Origin of the sequence: Streptomyces sp. NPDC048606, assembly GCF_040650855.1 — a bacterium.
Lineage (GTDB): Bacteria > Actinomycetota > Actinomycetes > Streptomycetales > Streptomycetaceae > Streptomyces.
In genome coordinates this window covers 68,326-84,234 of sequence record NZ_JBEZIB010000007.1, presented here as the reverse complement: position 1 = coordinate 84,234, position 15,909 = coordinate 68,326, and the positions used below count along the sequence as shown (strand labels likewise).

Here is a 15,909-nt window from a genome sequence, read left to right as displayed (position 1 = left end):
CCGTCGTCCCGGGGCCGCCTCGTCGGGGAATCTACGGGGTGCCGAAGTCCGGGAGGGTGAGGGAGCCGTCCGCGGCCAGGGGGAAGCCCGGGTTGTGGGCGATCTCCCACAGGTGGCCGTCGGGATCGGCGAAGCAGCCGGCGTAGCCGCCGTACGAGGTGGGTCCGGCCGGTTTGGTGACCGTTCCGCCGGCCTGCCGCGCGGCGGCGAGCAGGGCGTCCACCTCCTGCGCGGACCGCGTGTTGTGGGCCAGGACGATCCCGCCGAACCCGCTGCCCCGGTCGGAGTCCAGACCGCAGTCCCGGGCCAGCCGGTCACGGCCCCACAGCACCAGCGCGAGGCCGCCCGCCTGGAAGAACACCGTCTCCTCGACCTCCTGCCCCCGCCAGCCCAGGGCCTCGTAGAACCTCCGGGAGCGATCGAGGTCGGTGACACCCAGGGTGACCAGACTGAGGCGCTGTTCCATCATCGGAAGCTACCACGGGGCCCGGGGCGGGACCTGGCGGTTCCGTCCCCGCCGGGCCGCGCCGGCCACCGCAGTGTTCGGGAAGCGCGGCAGGGGCCTCAGCGCAGGTCGAGCCGCATGAGCACCCGCGGATGGCCGGCCAACACCGAGGTGGTGTCGGCCGCGTGGGTGAACCCGGCCCGCTCGAAGTTCCGCCGGATCCCCGCGTAGGCCATCGTCAGGTCGACCCGGGCGTCCCCGCTGTCGAGGGGGTACGCCTCGACGGCCGGAGCCCCCTGCGCGCGGGCGAAGTCGACCGCGCCGGCGATCAGGGCGTGGGTGATCCCCTTCCTGCGGTGGCCGGGGCGTACCCGCACGCACCACACGGACCACACGGGCAGCTCGTCGACGTACGGGATCGTGCGGCTGCGCGCGAAGGAGGTCTGCGCGCGCGGCGCCACCGCGGCCCACCCGACGGGCACGTCCCCGTCGTAGGCGAGCACGCCCGGCGGGGGATCGCCGCCGCACAGCTCGGCGACGTACTCCCCGCGGGCCGGCCCCCGCAGCTCGTTGTTGAGCTTCGACGGGAGCCGGTAGCTCAGGCACCAGCACACGTTGGCCCCGGGCGACTTCGGCCCCAGGACGGCGCGGACGTCCTCGAAGACCGTGGCGGGGCGTACCTCGATGATCATGGCATCACCCTGTCACGGAGAACCGGCCGCCGTGACCGATTTCCGCAGGGTCGGGCAGGACGGCAAGCGACCTCTACAACCCCTCCGGTGACCCCGTGGAGCCGACCCCCGCGTCCCGGCCCGCGGCGCCCTCCGCCGCCCTCCGCCGACCGGCGTTCAGCCGTCGAAGGAGCCGTGCCGTCCCGCGCCCGAGGCGAACCGGTCCGCACCCCTCAGGTGCTCGCCCGCCGTCAACGGGACCAGGCCGTGCCGGTACTCGCGCGCCAGCGCCTGCGCCTCGTCCAGACCGTGCTGCTCCCGTACCGACAGCCGGTCGTGGCGCAGGCACAGCGGTGGGAACGCGGAGATCTCGCGGGCGAGCGCCTCCGCCTCCGCCCGGGCCCGGCCGGTCGCCACGATCCGGTTGGCGAGCCCGATGGCATGGGCCTCGACGGCGCCGACGGGACGCCCCGTCAGGATCATGTCCATGGCGCGGCTCTCGCCGATCAGGCGCGGCAGCCGCACCGTCCCGCCGTCGATCAGCGGCACGCCCCAGCGGCGGCAGAACACCCCGAAGACGGCGTCCTCCTCCGCGATCCGCAGATCGGCCCACAGCGCCAACTCCAGGCCCCCGGCCACCGCGTGCCCGGCGACGGCCGCGATCACCGGTTTGCCGAGCCGCATGCGGGTCGGGCCCATGGGCCCGTCGCCCGAGGCCTCCACCCGGTTGCCGCGCTCGCCGCCGACGGCCTTGAGGTCGGCGCCCGCGCAGAACGTGCCGCCCTCGCCCCAGAGCACGGCGACGCGGGCCTCCTCGTCCGCCTCGAAGGCGCGGAAGGCCGAGGCGAGCAGCGCGGCCGTCGGACCGTCCACGGCGTTGCGGACCTCCGGCCGGGCGAGGATCACCGTGAACACCGGACCGTCCCGCTCCACCCGTACCGAGGCCTTCCGGTCCACGATCCGGTCCCGGTCCTCCATGTCGCACCCTCCCGCCCACGCGCCGTCGATGCGGGGGAGGTTAGTCGAAGTACGTTTCGAGCGTGCCCCGACGGCGGACGTCGAGGGTGGCGCAGTGGAAGGAGCCGCCGAACGGCGCGTAGTGCAGGAGGTTGCCCGGGATCGGCTCGAACCCCCACCGCTCCAGGGCCCGCAGCATTCCGGTGTGGTGCCGCTCCGCGATGACCCGCTTCTCGTCGACCATCAGGACGTTCATGCTCAGCCACTTCCCGCACATGGAGGTGAGCTTGAGCAGCCGCTCGTCGATCGGATCGGGTTCGGGGGCGACGAGCACGTCCCAGGAGTCCAGGATCGCGGGCAGCCGGTCCACGTCCACGTACTCGGGGTTGACCAGCACCTTTCCGGGCGCCAGGACGAGGAAGGTGGTGTCGATGTGCATGGGGGTGCGGCAGCGGCTCTCGATCTCGTGGACGCGGTAGCCGGGACCGAGGTGCCGGCGTAGCCAGTCGAAGCCCATCCGGTTGGTGACGTTGCTGCGGGTCCCGAAGAGGTCGCGGCCGGCCCGGACGAAGTCGGCCGCGTCGAAGACCGGCTCGTACTCGGTCAGGATGTGGCGCATCGGCTCGCCGGGCCCGGGGACGGTGAAGTCCGGGTCGAACAGCTCGTCCGTGAGCTCGGGCTTGGGCGCGGAGGTCCACCGGGCGCCGCGCCGGAAGTAGTCCTTGAGGAGCGCGCGGTAGGAGTGGGTCTCGAAGTAGCGGCACGGCCAGGCCATCGGGGTCTCGATGATCTCGTCGCCGACCACGAGGAGGCTGTCGCGCGGGCAGGTGTTGCAGAAGCCGCGGGAACTCCACGCGGGGGTGGCGAAGCGCTGCCTGTGGTCGACGGCGTCCGGCCGCCGGACCGTGACGCCGAGGGACCGCAGCAGGGCGACGAACCCGTCGAGTTCGTCCTGGGCCTGCCCGACGAGGGCGCGCGGATACCTGAAGCCGGCGGCGACGCCCTGCATCCTCGCCGCCCACGGCGGGATGTTGCAGGTCACGACGGGGTGGCTGGAAGGGATCGTGGCTCCGTCCAGGCGGCCGACCACGACCTCCTCCAACGGGTCCCACTCGTTGTGCGAACTCACCGGCGAGACCGGTGAGAGCACGCTCTCGTCGGTGACGACCTCGGTGGGGGGCCCGAGCGTCATCAGGGGCCGCCCACCACCGGACCGCTGTCCATCGCCATGCGCGAACCACCTTCCGCGACGCGGGTCGGTCGATCACTCCTCTCCAGCATTATCGCGGCACCTCCCGGCCCCGGCCACGCCGGAAGCCCGCCCCCGCTCCCGCCCCCGGCCGGGGCACGGGGCCGGGCTACGGATGCGATCACGCACCGCCTGGTCTGTGCTGGAGGGGTGGGGGCGCGCTGGAGGGCTTGGTGATGGCGAGACCCGTGTGCGAGACCCCCCGCGAGGGGGCCGGATGAACGAGCAGACGCCGATCGAGGAGCTGATCAGCGGAGCCGCCCAGGACGCCGGCGGGTGGCTGGGCTCCCTGGTGGTGGCCCAGGTCGCCACGAGTTCGGACGGCACGATCGTGCGCTGGAACCTGGCGGCGCAGGAGCTCCTCGGGTACGCGCCGCCCCAGATCGTCGGCCGGCACATCTCCGACCTCCTGCACCCCGGCGCCGACCGCAGTCTGGGCCGTGCCCTGTGGGAGACGGCGGCCTCCGGGCGCGGGGTCATGGGCACCGTCACCGCCTGGCACCTGGACGGGCATCCCCTGGAGCTGGAGATCTGGGCCTGCCCGGTCCCCAGCCGCCGCCACGGCCCGTCCGCGATCCTGGTCTTCGCCGCCGACGCCCACGCCGCCCGCCGCATCCGGGGCTCGTCGGCGGTCTGGGACGGGCTGTTCGCCCGCTCGCCCGTCGGCATCGCCGTGCTCGACACGCAACTGCGGTTCCTCCAGGTCAACCCGGCCCTGGAGGCCATGAACGGTCTGTCGGAGTCCGCCCACGTGGGCCGCCGTCTCGCACAGGTGCTGCCGGAGGTCAACGCGGAGGACATGGAGGACGCGATGCGGCGGGTCCTGGCCACCGGCGAGCCGGTGCTGGACCGTCGCCGCTCCGGCCGCACCCCGGCCGATCCCCACCACGACCGGGTGTGGTCGTGCTCGTACGTCCGGGTGGAGGACCCCGGAGGGCGCCCCATCGGCGTGATCGCCTCCCTGCTCGACATCACCGAACAGCAACGCGACCACACCGAGGCCGAGGCGGGCCGCCGACGGCTCGCCCTGCTCAGCGAGGCCAGCGTCCGCATCGGTGCCAGCCTGGAGCTGGAACGCACCGCGCAGGAGCTGGCCGAACTGGCCGTCCCGTACCTCGCCGACGCCGTCACCGTCGACGTACTGGACGCCCTCGCCGGCGGCGACGAGCCCGGCACGGGGCTGGCCGGGGGCGTGGCCCTGCGCCGCCTGGGCAAAGCCCCCCTGACCGGTTCGGAGGTCACCGGCATCCTCGCCCCCCTGGGCAGGACCCTCACCTTTCCCGGCGCCGCGCCGTACACCCAGGCCCTCACCGACCGCAGGCCCTTCCTGATCGACCGCCTCGACGAGCAGTCCATCGCCGCCGCCGCCCGCCACACGAGCCGACCCGCGCAGCTCCTGACGGTCGGCGTGCACTCGTTCATGATGGCGCCGCTCATCGCCCGGGGACTGGTGCTGGGCGTCGCCACGTTCTACCGCACCAGCCCGGTCGGACCCTTCGGGGCCGAGGACCTCACCCTCGCGGGCGAGCTGGCCACCCGCGCCGCCATCAGCATCGACAACGCCCGCCTCTACCACCGCGAACACGAGACCGCCGTCGTCCTGCAACGCAGCATGCTGCCCCAGCACATCACGCCCCCGCCCGGCATCGAGGTCGCCCACCGCTACCTGCCCGCCAGCGACGTCAACGAGATCGGCGGCGACTGGTACGACGTCCTGCGCCTGCCCGGGGGCAAGGCCGCCCTCCTCATCGGGGACGTCATGGGCCACGGCATCGCGGCGGCGGCGGTCATGGGACGGCTCTCCGCCAGCGTCCGCGCCCTCGCCCGGCTCGACCTGGCCGCCGACGACCTGCTGCGCCAGCTGGAGGCCGCCCTGGACGACCTCGCCGAACCGATGATCGCCACCTTCCTGTACGCCGTGATCGACCCCGCGACCGGCCGCTGCCGCATCACCCTCGCCGGTCACCCGCCGCCCGCGACGGTGGGCCCCGACGGCACCGTCCGCCTCCTCGACCTTCCCCCGGGCACCCCGCTGGGCGTCGGCGGGACCGCCTTCACCACCACGGAGCTCACGCTGGCCCCGGGCAGCCTCCTGGTGCTCTACACGGACGGACTCGTCGAAGCCCGCAACAGGGACATCGACGAACGCCTCGGCGAACTCACCCGGCTGCTCACCGAACCGCAGCAGTCGTTGGACCACCTGTGCGACTCCCTGATCACCCACCTCGTGCCCGCCTCGGCCGACGACGACATCGCCCTGCTCGTCGCCCGGGTCAACCACGCCCACCGCGCCCACGCCCCGCACCCGCACCCGGGCCCCGGTTCGCACCCGCAGCCTGGTCCGCCCCCGGGCCCGTAGCGGCGGAGGTCGACTGTCGGTCCCGGCCGGCAGGATGCCTCCATGGAATTCGCACGCATGCTCGATAATCACCCGTGGGGGGCCTTCTCCCACGCCTACGGCACGGCCGAGGACCTTCCCGCCCTCCTGCACGCCCTGACCGGCGACGACGAGGAGGAGGCCCGGGAGGCGCTGACCGAACTGTACGGATGCGTGCTGCACCAGGGGACCGTCTACCCGGCCACCGCGGAGGTCGCCCCCTTCCTCGCCGACATCGCCGCCGCCGGTCACCGCACGGCGGACGTGGTGGAACTCCTCGGCGGCATGGCGGAGAGCGAGGACGAGCACGGGGTGGCACCGGGCGCGGTCCGCGCCGCCGTGACCCGACAACTGCCTCTGCTCCTGCCGCTGTTGACCGCCCCCGAGCCGGAGGTCCGCGAAGCCGCCGCCTGGGCCGTGTCCCAGACCCGCGCCGCCGACACCGCCCTGCCGGCCCTCCTCGCCCGCTGGACCGAGGAGAGCGACCCCCGGGTGCGGGCGGAGGTCCTGGCCGCGATCTCCCGACTCGACCGGGACGCCGCGGCGGACGCCGCCGCCGGCGTGCCGCACCCGTCCGCCCCCGCCCGCCTGCGCATGGCCGCCCTCTTCGCCCGACTCGACGCCGACCGGCCCTGGACCGGCACCGACCACGCGGTCATGCTCTCCCTCCTGCCCGCCGACCCGCTCGGCCTCGGCCGCTTCGACCACGCGCGCGGCGAACCCCTGGCGGCCGTCACCGACACGCTGCTGCGCCGGGACGACGCGACGCACCGGGAGGCGGCGTTCACCCTGATCGACGCCGCCCTGCGGGACGACCGCCCCGAGGTGCGGGGCGAGGCGATCTGGGCGGCCGAGCGCGCCTGCGCGCACTCGCGCGCCGCCCCGGCGCACCTGCTCCCCGCCCTGCGGGCCGCCGCCGTCGACCAGGACGCGGTGCTGTCCGTGGCCGCCGTCCTGCGCGGCCTCGGCACCCTCGCCGCGCCCGCCGCCGACGTGCTCGCCCCCCTCGCCGGCCGCGACCCCGACCGGGACGACGACCTCGCGGACCGGGCGCTGGCCGCGCTCGTGCGCGTCGCCCCCGCCGAAGCAGCCCCGCTCCTGGCACGGGCCCTCGGCCGACGCCCGCGCGCGCTCGCCGCGACCGGCGAGTTCCCGGGCCCCGACGGCGCCCCCTTCCCGTACGACGCCGAACTCCTCGACGCCGTACGCCGCGTGCTCGCCCACCCCCGGAACCTGACCGGCAACGAAACCGCGCGCCTCACGGGGCTCCTCGCCGGGTGGGGGGCCCGCGCGGCGGCGGCGCTGCCCGAGCTGTACGCGGCGCTCCCGCACGCCCCGGAAGCCGCCGCCCGCGCCGTCGCGGCCGTCGCCGCGCACTGCCCGCCCGACGAACGCGAGCGCGCGGCGGCGCGGTTGCGGACCGAGGCCGAGGCGGGCGGGATCGCGGCGGCCAGGGCCTCGTACGCGCTCACCGGCGAACACGGGCCCCTCGTACGCCTCCTCGACCGCGACCTCGCGGCGGGCGGCGGCGCGCTCCGGGGCTCCGTCGACGCGCTCGCCGCGCTCGGACCCCGGGCCGCCGCACTCGCGCCCGCACTGCGGTCCGCGCTGCACGGGGCCCTCGACGGCCCGGACCTCCCGAGTGGGCCGGCGCTGGACACCGTGACCGTTCTGGCGGAGGCCCTGTGGCACGTCACCGGCGACGCCGCCCCGGTGGTCGCGGCCCTGGGGGCGGTGCTCGACGGGGCCGCGGCGAGCCCCTGGTCCCACCGGTCGGCGGCGCGGGCCGCCCGTACGGCCGCCCTGCTCGGCCCGCGGGCACGGCCGCTCGCGGCCCGCCTGGAGGTGCTCGTGGGCGAGCCCGTCACCGCGCCCGCCGCCGTCCTGGCCCTCACCTCCCTCGGGCACCGCGCCTCGCCAGGCCCGCCCGCGAGGATGGCGGCCGTCCTCGACTCCGCGGAACGGGAGGCGGACCCCACCGGCGCGCTCGACGCCCTCGAACTCCTGGCGACGGGCGGCGACGGGGCCCCGACCGCGGACGACCTGCGCCGGCTGGCCCGCCTCGCCGACGGCGACGCCCGGACCGTCCGCTCGGGCGTCGAAGGCCGTATCGTCCCCCGGGACGAGGCCTTCCGCGACCGGGCGCGTAACCTCCTGACCGTCTTCACGGCGGCCGGTCGGGGGACGGGAACCGCGCACGACGGGCGACCGTAGGCGCAGCACCCGCCCTCGGGGAGGGGCCCGACCCCCACCCGAGGGCGCCCTCGTCGTGGCGAACCGGAGGCTGTTGGCGGGCGGCGCGGGGGCAGCCGGTAGGGTCGCCGGATGGACACTTCCTCGCTCTCCCGTCCCTTCCGCCTGCTCGTGACCGGCGGAGGGACCGGCGGTCATACGTACCCCGCCCTCACGGCGATCCGCACGTTGCGCGGTCGGCTCGCGGCCCGAGGCGGCACGCTCGACGTGCTGTGGATCGGGACCGCCGACGGTCTGGAGGCGCGCGTCGCCCCCGCCGAGGGCATCGCGTTCAAGACGGTCGCCACCGGGAAGATCCGCCGATCGGCGAACCCCCTGAAGATGCTGTCGGCGGCCAACATGAAGGACATGGCGCGCGTGCCGCTCGGCGTGGCCCAGGCACGCACCATCGTGTCCGAGTTCGAGCCGGACGTGGTCCTGGCGACCGGCGGCTACGTGGCCGTCCCCGCCGGCCTGGCCGCCCGGCTGTGCAAGCGCCCCCTCGTGCTGCACGAGCAGACGGTCCGGCTGGGACTGGCGAACCGGAAGCTCGCCGGCTCGGCGACGAGCATCGCGGTGTCCTCGGAGTCCTCGCTGCCGCTGCTGCCGGCCGAGGTGCGCGGCCGTGCGGTCGTCACCGGCAACCCGGTCCGCCCGGAGGTCCTGACCGGCCACCCCGAGAAGGCGCTGCACGCCCTGAACCTGACCGGCTTCGACCGCCGCCTGCCGACCGTGTACGTCACCGGTGGGGCCCAGGGCGCCCAGCAGATCAACGGCGTGGTGCGCGAGGTGCTGCCGTGGCTGCTGAGCCACGCGAACGTGATCCACCAGTGCGGTCCCGCCAACGTCGACGAGTTGCGCTCCGCCGCCTCCGTGCTCGACCCGGTCCTCGCGGGCCGCTACCACCTGACGGGCTTCGTCGGGCCGGAGCTGCCGGACGTGCTGGCGCTCGCCGACGTGGTGATCTCCCGCTCCGGCGCGGGCACCCTGGCCGAGCTGACCGCGCTCGGCAAGCCCGCCGTGTTCGTACCGCTGGCCACCTCGGCCGGCAACGAGCAGGCCCACAACGCGCGTCACCTGGCCGAGGCCGGCGCCGCGGTGGCCCTGCTCGGGGAGGTCACCGGCCAGACCCTCGCCGAGGCCGTCGGTCCCCTCCTGGTCGACCCGGCCGGACGGACCGCGATGGCCGAGCGGGCCCGCGCGTACGGCCGCCCGGACGCCGCGGAGCGGCTCGTGGACGTCCTCCTGGCCGCGGCGAACGGCTGACCCGACCGGCGCGACGTGAACGGACGCCTCCCCCTCGCCCCGCTCGGGGAGGGGGAAGGCGTCAGCCGGCCCGGCCGGGCGGGGCGACGTGCGCGGTCACGTGCGTGGTGGGCAGGTTCCAGCCCGACACGCGGACGCGGGGGAGCGCGCCGTCGGGGCCGGCGGAGCGGTGCGTGGCGGTCAGGACCGTGCTCTCGCCGGGCCACAGGGTGACCTGGTTGTCGTCCCAACGGACCGGCAGGACCGGTGTGTCGTGGCCGTCGACGAGGTGGACGTCGGTCAGGAGCGCGGGAGCCTTGCCGCCACCCGTGTTGCGGAGCGTGACCGTGGTGGTCCAGGTCGAGTCGGCGCCGCGGACGCTGCGGGCCGTGGCGCTCACCGTGGCCCGGGGGAGGGAGCGCAGGCCCGTCAGGTCGGCGTCGGCGGTGGTGGGGGTGTGGTACCAGTTGCCCTTGGCGTAGTCGAGGACGTCGGGGCGGGTGGAGAGCCAGTACACGTTGCGGCTGACCTCGCGGCCGTCGCGGTCGGTGAGGGTCAGCCGGGCGAGGTGGGTGGTGCTCAGCCCGGGGACGGCCGGAGGGACGGTCAAGGCGGTGCTCCGGGCCCCGTTCCCGCCGACGGCGAGGTCGCGCACGGTGCGGTCGTAGCGCGCGGTGCCGTCGGTGTCGAAGAGGGTCACGCGGGCGGTGAGTCCGCTCGCGGAGGCCGGCCGGCGGTTGACGACGGTCACCGTGCGGTCGTCGTAGGAGTACTGGACGTGCAGGGGCTCGTTCGCCTTCCGCGCGCCGTGGTAGGCGCCGCCCAGGTCGAGGTAGCGGTCGACGAGCTGCCAGTGCAGCGAGGTCCAACCGCTGTTGAACATCCAGTAGACGACCCCGGTCGACGGGGCCGTGGCGTCCGTCGCGTTGCGCGCGTAGGCCTCGAACTGGGCGCGGACGTTCTCGTACTGGGCCAACTGCGCGGTGGCCACGTAGTCCGCGAGGTCGCGCGGGGCGCCGTAGCGGCGGGCCAGCGCGTCGTCGAACAGCTTCAGGGTGCTGAAGTGGGGCGAGGGCGAGCGGTGGTACTGGCGGGCGGAAGGGGACTTCCACAGGGTTTCGAGTTCCGCGGGCGACAGCGTGCGGCGCAGGGTGTCGAGGGTGGGCACCGAAGGGCCGGCGCTCGTCTCGGAGTTGAAGCCGGTCGCACCGCCCTCGCGCTTGTCGTACCAGTACGAGGGCGGGACCCAGTCGTAGGGGCCGGTCATCCGCATGCCCGAACGGCCGCTCAGCGCGGTGGAGGTGGCCGAGGCCGCCGGGATCACCGGCGTGGGCCAGTCGGCGGCGCGCAGCGCGTCGAGGTAGTCCCGCTCGGTCCGCCGGTCGGGGGCGTAGTCGCTGCCGATGAGGAAGGACAGCACGCTGGGGTGGTCGCGCAGACGGGCGGCTTCCGAGGCCATGGAGGCGCGGGCGGTGCGCTGGTCGGCGGCCGTCCACTTCTCGCCCGAACCGCTGGGGTTGACCGGCCCCTCCCACTTGTCGCAGCACTCCCAGCCCGGCAGGACGAGCATGCCGTGTCGGTCGGCGAGGTCGAAGAACTCGTCCGGTTCGATGTGGCCTTCGAGGCGCAGCGTGTTCAGTCCGGCGTCGAGCGCCGCCTTCATCCGGTCCTCGGTGGCGGTCGTGTCCCAGCGCAGGAGCTGGTCGGCCGACCAGCCCGCGCCCCGGATCAGGAGGGGGCGACCGTTGATCGAGTACTGGCGGGCGCCGGCGGCGTTCAGGGGGGCCTTGACGTCGCGTACGCCGAACGCGTGCCGCGCGGAGTCGGAGGGGGCGTCGTCCGCGCTCGCCGTGACGGTGAGCCCGTACAGGTGCTGCGGGCCCATGCCGGCGGGCCACCACACGCGGGGTCGGTCCAGGCGCAGGCGGGGGTGCCGGTCGGGCGCGAAGGTGAGCGCCCGGGACTCGTGGGCGGCCAGGGTGACGTCCTGGCGCGATTCGATGTCCTCCTCGCCGTCGCGGACGACCGCGGTGACGGTGACGGTGGCGGGCCGCTCCGAGTCGTTGCGGACCCGGGCCTTCACGGTGAGTTCGGCCGAGCCGAGGGAGGGGACGTCCAGGGCGGTCACGACGTGCGCGTCGTGGAGGGAGACCGGTCCGCGACGGCGGACGAGGACGTCGCGGACGATGCCCATGTTGGCGTCGGGCGGTGGCTGCAACCAGTCCAGCCAGCCCACGGTGAGGTGCTTGCGCGGATCGTTGGGGCGGATCCGGAAGGCGACGGTGTTGGTGCCGGCCCGTACCCGCGCGGTGACGTCGATCTCGTGGCGCGGATAGGTCCCCGCGACCGTGTCCGCGTCGGCGACCCGCTCGCCGTTGACGTACACGTCCGCGGCGGAGACCACTCCGCTGAAGTCCAGGAGGGTGCGGGCGCCGGTGTCCGCGAGGGTGAAGTCGGCGCGGAACCACCACGGCACGGCGAAGTCGCTCGCGGGGATGCGCTGCTGGTCGGTGGAGTGGAACGGGTCCGGGTGCGTGCCGTCCGCGACGAGCGCGGCGAGCACCGTGGAGCGGGGCCCCGCCCGGTGCCAGCCGGCCGTCGAGTACCCGGGCGCGGACACCTCCGACGCCGGATCGAAGACCTTCGCGGTCGACTGGATCGCGTACCCGGTCAGCGCCGTCGTGGCGCCCGGCGTCGAGGCCGCCGCGGTGACCGCGGTGACCGGGCGTGAAGGGTCGACCGGGGTGCGGGGCGTCGCGGTAGAGGGGGCGGTGCCCAGGCAGAGCGCCAGCGCGGCTCCCAGTAGGGCGGACACGTACAGGGGGCGCGACCACGGGAGGGTCCGGCGCCGGCAATCGGACACGGTGGTCTCCGTCTCGTCTCCGTCGCGTCCGCGAGGACGACGCTCGGCCACGCACCGTAGCGCGCCCCCCGGCCCGCCCGCCGCGCCCACGGCCCGAACCCCCGCCCGATCACCCGACCGGTCGTACGAACACCGCACGGACGTGCGGAGGTGTCCGTGTGCGGGCGCGGAGGTACGGTCACGTGCGGAGGTACGGTCACGGGCCCGCCCGCGGGCCGGCCGCACGGACGACGGACGGAGGCCGGGGTGACCGGGACGACGGTGGCGCAGGTGAGGGCCGAACTGGCCCTGATGGAGGACCCGCGGACGCGGGAGGTGAACGAACGCCACGGTGACGACCACGGGGTGAACCTCGGCAGACTCCGCGCGCTCGCGAAACGCCTCGGGCCCTCACAGGACCTCGCGTGCGCGCTCTGGCGCACCGGGGACGGCGCCGCCCGGCTCCTCGCCATCCTGACCTGCCGCCCGAAGCAGTTCACGCGCGAGGGGTTGGACACCATGCTGCGCGAGGCGCGCACCCCCAAGGTGCAGGACTGGTTCGTGAACCAGGTGGTCAAGAAGAGCCCGCACGCGGAGGAACTGCGCCTCGCCTGGTTCACGGATCCGGATCCGTTGGTGGCGAGCGCCGGATGGGCCCTGACCACCGACCGCGTGGTCAGGAAGCCCGACGGACTCGACCTCTCCGGGCTGCTCGACGTCATCGAGGCGGAGATGAAGGACGCCCCCGACCGCCTCCAGTGGGCCATGAACCACTGCCTGGCCGAGATCGGCATCCGGCACGCGGAACACCGGGCCCGCGCGATCGACATCGGCGAGCGCCTGGAGGTGCTCAAGGACTACCCGACTCCCGCGAACTGCACGTCGCCGTTCGCCCCCGCCTGGATCGCCGAGATGGTCCGCCGACAGGGTGCGGCGGACGACGGGGGGTAGCGGGGACGACGGCGGGCGCGCGGGAGGCGCGCGGGAGGCGCGCCCTTCCCGCGGCGGTTCGGGGTCGCGCGCTTGACCTTGACACGGTGACAAGCCCTTCACTGCGTCCGAGGAGGTGGTCCCGATGACCATGGCGAGGCAGGACGCGCACCCGGAGACGCGGACGAGGGTGGACACCGGAGCGGGGCGGGAGGAGGAGGCGTTCGCGCCGCGGGCGCTGCGGGCCCTGGAGGACGGCCGCCCGTCGGTGCGGCTGCGGGCGGCGCTGGAGATCGGCACGACCCCGCACCCGAGCCACGTCGACGGCCTCATCGAGCGCTGCGCGGTCGAGCCCGACTTCTCCGTACGCGAGATGCTCACCTGGGCGCTCACCCGCCACGCGCCGGCGAGGACGCTGCCGGGGCTGCTGGAGGCACTGCGTGCGGAGCGGGCACAGGCCCGAAGCCAGGCCCTGCACACGCTGTCCAAGATCGGCGACCGGCGGGCGTGGCCGGCGATCACCCGGGAACTCCTTTCCGACGCCGACGAGGAGGTGGCACGCTGCGCGTGGCGGGCCGCCGTCGTCCTCGTCCCCGAGGGCGAGGCGGCCGAACTGGCCGCGGTACTGGTGACACGGCTCGGCGGCGGCGGGCGGGAGACCCGGTTGAGCCTCAGCCGGGCCCTGATCGCGCTCGGCGACGCGGCGGCGCCCGCCCTGCGCGGGGCGACGACCGACCCCGACCCCGAGGTGCGCCGCCACGCCATCGCCACGGAGCGGCTGGCGCGCGACCCGGACGCCGGATTCGAGTTCGCGATCGAGGAGGCGAAGCGGATCATGGTCCTCGGCGGCGACGGTGCCGGCGGCGGCGAGAGCGGCGGCGGCGAGGAGGAATGAGGCACGGTGCTGATCGGTGACGTGGCACGAAGGTCCGGGGTCAGCGCCCGCATGCTCAGGCACTACGAGTCGCTCGGCCTGGTGCGCCCGACCGGCCGCACCGGCGCCGGCTACCGCGAGTACGCCGACGAGGACATCCGACGGATCTTCCACATCGAGAGCCTGCGGACACTGGGGCTGTCGCTGCGCGAGGTCGGGAGCGCGCTGGACGATCCCGACTTCAGGCCCTCGGAGCTCGTCGACGACCTCATCCGTCAGACACGCGAACGCATCGCCGCCGAGACGGACCTGCTGACCCGACTGCGGCGCATCGACGCCGCCCGACCCGCCGACTGGGAGGACGTCCTCCAGATCGTGGCGCTCCTCCAGGCCCTGGGTTCGGACAGCGCCGGGAAGCGCCAGCGCGCGGCCCTGTCCTCGACGCAGCCGAACGCGGTGCCGGTGGAAGCCCTCGTCGAGGCCGTCCTCGGAGAGGCGGACCCGATCGTCGCCGGGGCCCTGCGGTGGGCCCTGGCACGGTCCGGCGACGGCGGGTCGGCGTTGCTGGGGGAGGCGCTGGACTCCCCGTCGGCCGAGGTGCGCGAACGGGCCGTACGGTCCCTCGCCGAGCTCCCGCACGACGGGGCCACCGCTCTGCTGCGCGCGGCCCTCACCCACCCCGACGTCGTCGTCCGCCGGCGCGCCGCCCTGGCGCTCGGGGAGCGCGGGGCGGTCGACGCGGTCCCCACGCTCATCGACATGATCGTCGACGAGACGAACGGCGCGGACGCCGACGCCGCCGACGCGCTGGGCGCCCTCGCGACGCGTCCCGCCCCGGCGGAGCGGATCGCGACCGCGCTCGTGGACCGGCTGGCCCACGGAGCCCTCGGCCCGGCGGCCCGGCGACGGCTGACGCAGGCGCTCGCGGACGTCCCCGGAGCCACGGCCTCGAGCGCCCTCGTGGAACTGTCGCGGGACGAGGACCGGGCCGTGGCGCTCACCGCGGCCTACGTCCTCACCCTGCGCGCGCCGTGAGGACGCCCGGGCCGTCAAGGGCGCCCGGGCCGCCTCGCGGCGCGTCTCAGCGCAGCGCGTCCAGCCCGGTGAGGCGGGCTGAGAGCTCCCAGAGCCGGGACGCGGAGGCGGGGTCGACGGCCCAGGGCTTGACCCCGCCGATCAGCATGTCGTCGCCTGCGGCCGGCTCCGCGACGTCACCGTCCTGGCAGTAGACCCCGCCGAGGCCGTCGAGCAGGGGGGACGTCGCCGCCCACACGGCCGTCGCCGCACCCTGCTCCGGGGTCTTGAACCCCTCGGCCGGCTCGCCCCGCGCGGTCACCCAACCCAGCGCCGACCACTCCTCGCGGGGAACGTGACGTTGCAGCGGCGTGAGGATGCTGCCGGGGTGCACGGCGAAGGCGCGCACCCCCCGGTCCGCGGCGAGGCCGTCGAGACCCACCGCGAACAGGGCGTTGGCGGTCTTGGACTGGGCGTACGCCCGCCAACGGTCGTAGCCGGCGCGGAAGTGGGGGTCGTCCCAGCGGATGTCGGACAGGAAGTGCCCGGAGGAGCTCACGGACACCACCCGCGCCCCGCCGGCGGTCAGGGCCGGCAGGAGGTGCTGCACCAGCGCGAAGTGCCCGAGGTGGTTGACGGCGAAGTGCGCCTCCCAGCCGGGGCCGACACGCGTCTCGGGGCAGGCCATGATTCCGGCGCCGTTGACGAGGATGCCGAGGGGGCGGCCGGTCGCGAGGAAGCCCGCGCAGAAGGCCCGCACGCCGGCCGGATCCGCCAGGTCGAGGGCGCGCACCTCCGTCCCGGGGACGTCGTGGAGGGCGAGTTCGGCGGTCGCGGGGCGGCGGGCGGGGACGACGACGTGCGCTCCCGCCCGGGCCAGGGCGCGGGTGGTCTCCAGCCCGAGGCCGGAGTGGCCGCCCGTGACCAGGGCGGTCGTGCCCCTGAGGTCGACGCCCGCGAGGACGTCGTCGGCCGTGCTGTGGGCACCGAAGCCGGTGCCGATGCGCGTCTGCTTCGTGATCATGAACACGATGCTGGTGGCTGGAGCGCGGTCCAGGTCAAGGGCGGGGTAC

General features: G+C 75.1%; 12 protein-coding genes. 6 read left to right on the top strand and 6 right to left on the bottom strand.

The window, feature by feature from the left end; all coding sequences use genetic code 11:
- Positions 1-31: 31 nt before the first annotated feature.
- From AB0D01_RS09805 to AB0D01_RS09790, 4 genes are all read right to left on the bottom strand, one after another.
- On the bottom strand, positions 32-466 hold the full coding sequence (locus AB0D01_RS09805) for a VOC family protein (protein WP_363054579.1): 435 nt from the start codon (positions 464-466) through the stop codon (positions 32-34).
- Between the two features lie 98 nt (positions 467-564).
- Positions 565-1,137: a GNAT family N-acetyltransferase gene (locus AB0D01_RS09800; RefSeq protein WP_363054578.1), complete on the bottom strand. Its 573-nt coding sequence runs from the start codon at positions 1,135-1,137 to the stop codon at positions 565-567.
- A 156-nt stretch (positions 1,138-1,293) separates the two neighbouring features.
- On the bottom strand, positions 1,294-2,094 hold the full coding sequence (locus AB0D01_RS09795; protein WP_363054577.1) for a crotonase/enoyl-CoA hydratase family protein: 801 nt from the start codon (positions 2,092-2,094) through the stop codon (positions 1,294-1,296).
- A 40-nt stretch (positions 2,095-2,134) separates the two neighbouring features.
- On the bottom strand, positions 2,135-3,265 hold the full coding sequence (locus AB0D01_RS09790) for an amidinotransferase (RefSeq protein WP_363054576.1): 1,131 nt from the start codon (positions 3,263-3,265) through the stop codon (positions 2,135-2,137).
- A 274-nt stretch (positions 3,266-3,539) separates the two neighbouring features.
- On the opposite strand from AB0D01_RS09790, the gene AB0D01_RS09785 reads away from it, so the two are divergent.
- The 3 genes from AB0D01_RS09785 (at position 3,540) to AB0D01_RS09775 (ending at position 9,197) form a co-directional block, all read left to right on the top strand.
- Positions 3,540-5,681, top strand: a complete 2,142-nt coding sequence (locus AB0D01_RS09785; protein ID WP_363054575.1) for a SpoIIE family protein phosphatase — start codon at positions 3,540-3,542, stop codon at positions 5,679-5,681.
- Between the two features lie 42 nt (positions 5,682-5,723).
- Positions 5,724-7,913, top strand: a complete 2,190-nt coding sequence (locus AB0D01_RS09780) for a HEAT repeat domain-containing protein (RefSeq protein WP_363054574.1) — start codon at positions 5,724-5,726, stop codon at positions 7,911-7,913.
- A 111-nt stretch (positions 7,914-8,024) separates the two neighbouring features.
- On the top strand, positions 8,025-9,197 hold the full coding sequence (locus AB0D01_RS09775; protein ID WP_363054573.1) for a UDP-N-acetylglucosamine--N-acetylmuramyl-(pentapeptide) pyrophosphoryl-undecaprenol N-acetylglucosamine transferase: 1,173 nt from the start codon (positions 8,025-8,027) through the stop codon (positions 9,195-9,197).
- Between the two features lie 61 nt (positions 9,198-9,258).
- Here AB0D01_RS09775 and AB0D01_RS09770 read toward each other — a convergent pair whose 3' ends face one another.
- Complete coding sequence (locus AB0D01_RS09770) at positions 9,259-12,039, bottom strand: exo-beta-D-glucosaminidase (RefSeq protein WP_363054572.1); 2,781 nt, start codon at positions 12,037-12,039, stop codon at positions 9,259-9,261.
- 246 nt (positions 12,040-12,285) lie between these two features.
- Between AB0D01_RS09770 and AB0D01_RS09765 the strand changes: the two genes are divergently transcribed.
- The 3 genes from AB0D01_RS09765 to AB0D01_RS09755 all read left to right on the top strand — a co-directional run bounded on the left by AB0D01_RS09765 (position 12,286) and on the right by AB0D01_RS09755 (position 14,857).
- Positions 12,286-12,969: a DNA alkylation repair protein gene (locus tag AB0D01_RS09765; protein ID WP_363054571.1), complete on the top strand. Its 684-nt coding sequence runs from the start codon at positions 12,286-12,288 to the stop codon at positions 12,967-12,969.
- A 130-nt stretch (positions 12,970-13,099) separates the two neighbouring features.
- Positions 13,100-13,843 (top strand): HEAT repeat domain-containing protein, encoded by a 744-nt coding sequence (locus AB0D01_RS09760; RefSeq protein ID WP_363054748.1) that lies wholly within the window; start codon positions 13,100-13,102, stop codon positions 13,841-13,843.
- A gap of 6 nt (positions 13,844-13,849) precedes the next feature.
- A complete protein-coding gene (locus AB0D01_RS09755) occupies positions 13,850-14,857 on the top strand; it encodes a HEAT repeat domain-containing protein (RefSeq protein WP_363054570.1) in 1,008 nt (335 codons plus the stop codon).
- A gap of 46 nt (positions 14,858-14,903) precedes the next feature.
- On the opposite strand, the gene AB0D01_RS09750 is transcribed toward AB0D01_RS09755, so the two are convergent.
- Entirely contained in the window at positions 14,904-15,860 is a 957-nt protein-coding gene (locus AB0D01_RS09750; RefSeq protein ID WP_363054569.1) for an SDR family NAD(P)-dependent oxidoreductase, read from the bottom strand.
- Positions 15,861-15,909: the final 49 nt, after the last annotated feature.

Excerpts from the sequence above, each read along its gene's own strand:
- AB0D01_RS09760 (WP_363054748.1), top strand. The coding sequence starts at position 13,100 with ATGGCGAGGCAGGACGCGCACCCGGAGACGCGGACGAGGGTGGACACC.
- AB0D01_RS09795 (WP_363054577.1), bottom strand. The coding sequence starts at position 2,094 with ATGGAGGACCGGGACCGGATCGTGGACCGGAAGGCCTCGGTACGGGTG.
- AB0D01_RS09785 (WP_363054575.1), top strand. The coding sequence starts at position 3,540 with ATGAACGAGCAGACGCCGATCGAGGAGCTGATCAGCGGAGCCGCCCAG.
- AB0D01_RS09775 (WP_363054573.1), top strand. The coding sequence starts at position 8,025 with ATGGACACTTCCTCGCTCTCCCGTCCCTTCCGCCTGCTCGTGACCGGC.
- AB0D01_RS09780 (WP_363054574.1), top strand. The coding sequence starts at position 5,724 with ATGGAATTCGCACGCATGCTCGATAATCACCCGTGGGGGGCCTTCTCC.
- AB0D01_RS09800 (WP_363054578.1), bottom strand. The coding sequence starts at position 1,137 with ATGATCATCGAGGTACGCCCCGCCACGGTCTTCGAGGACGTCCGCGCC.
- AB0D01_RS09805 (WP_363054579.1), bottom strand. The coding sequence starts at position 466 with ATGGAACAGCGCCTCAGTCTGGTCACCCTGGGTGTCACCGACCTCGAT.
- AB0D01_RS09750 (WP_363054569.1), bottom strand. The coding sequence starts at position 15,860 with ATGATCACGAAGCAGACGCGCATCGGCACCGGCTTCGGTGCCCACAGC.
- AB0D01_RS09790 (WP_363054576.1), bottom strand. The coding sequence starts at position 3,265 with ATGACGCTCGGGCCCCCCACCGAGGTCGTCACCGACGAGAGCGTGCTC.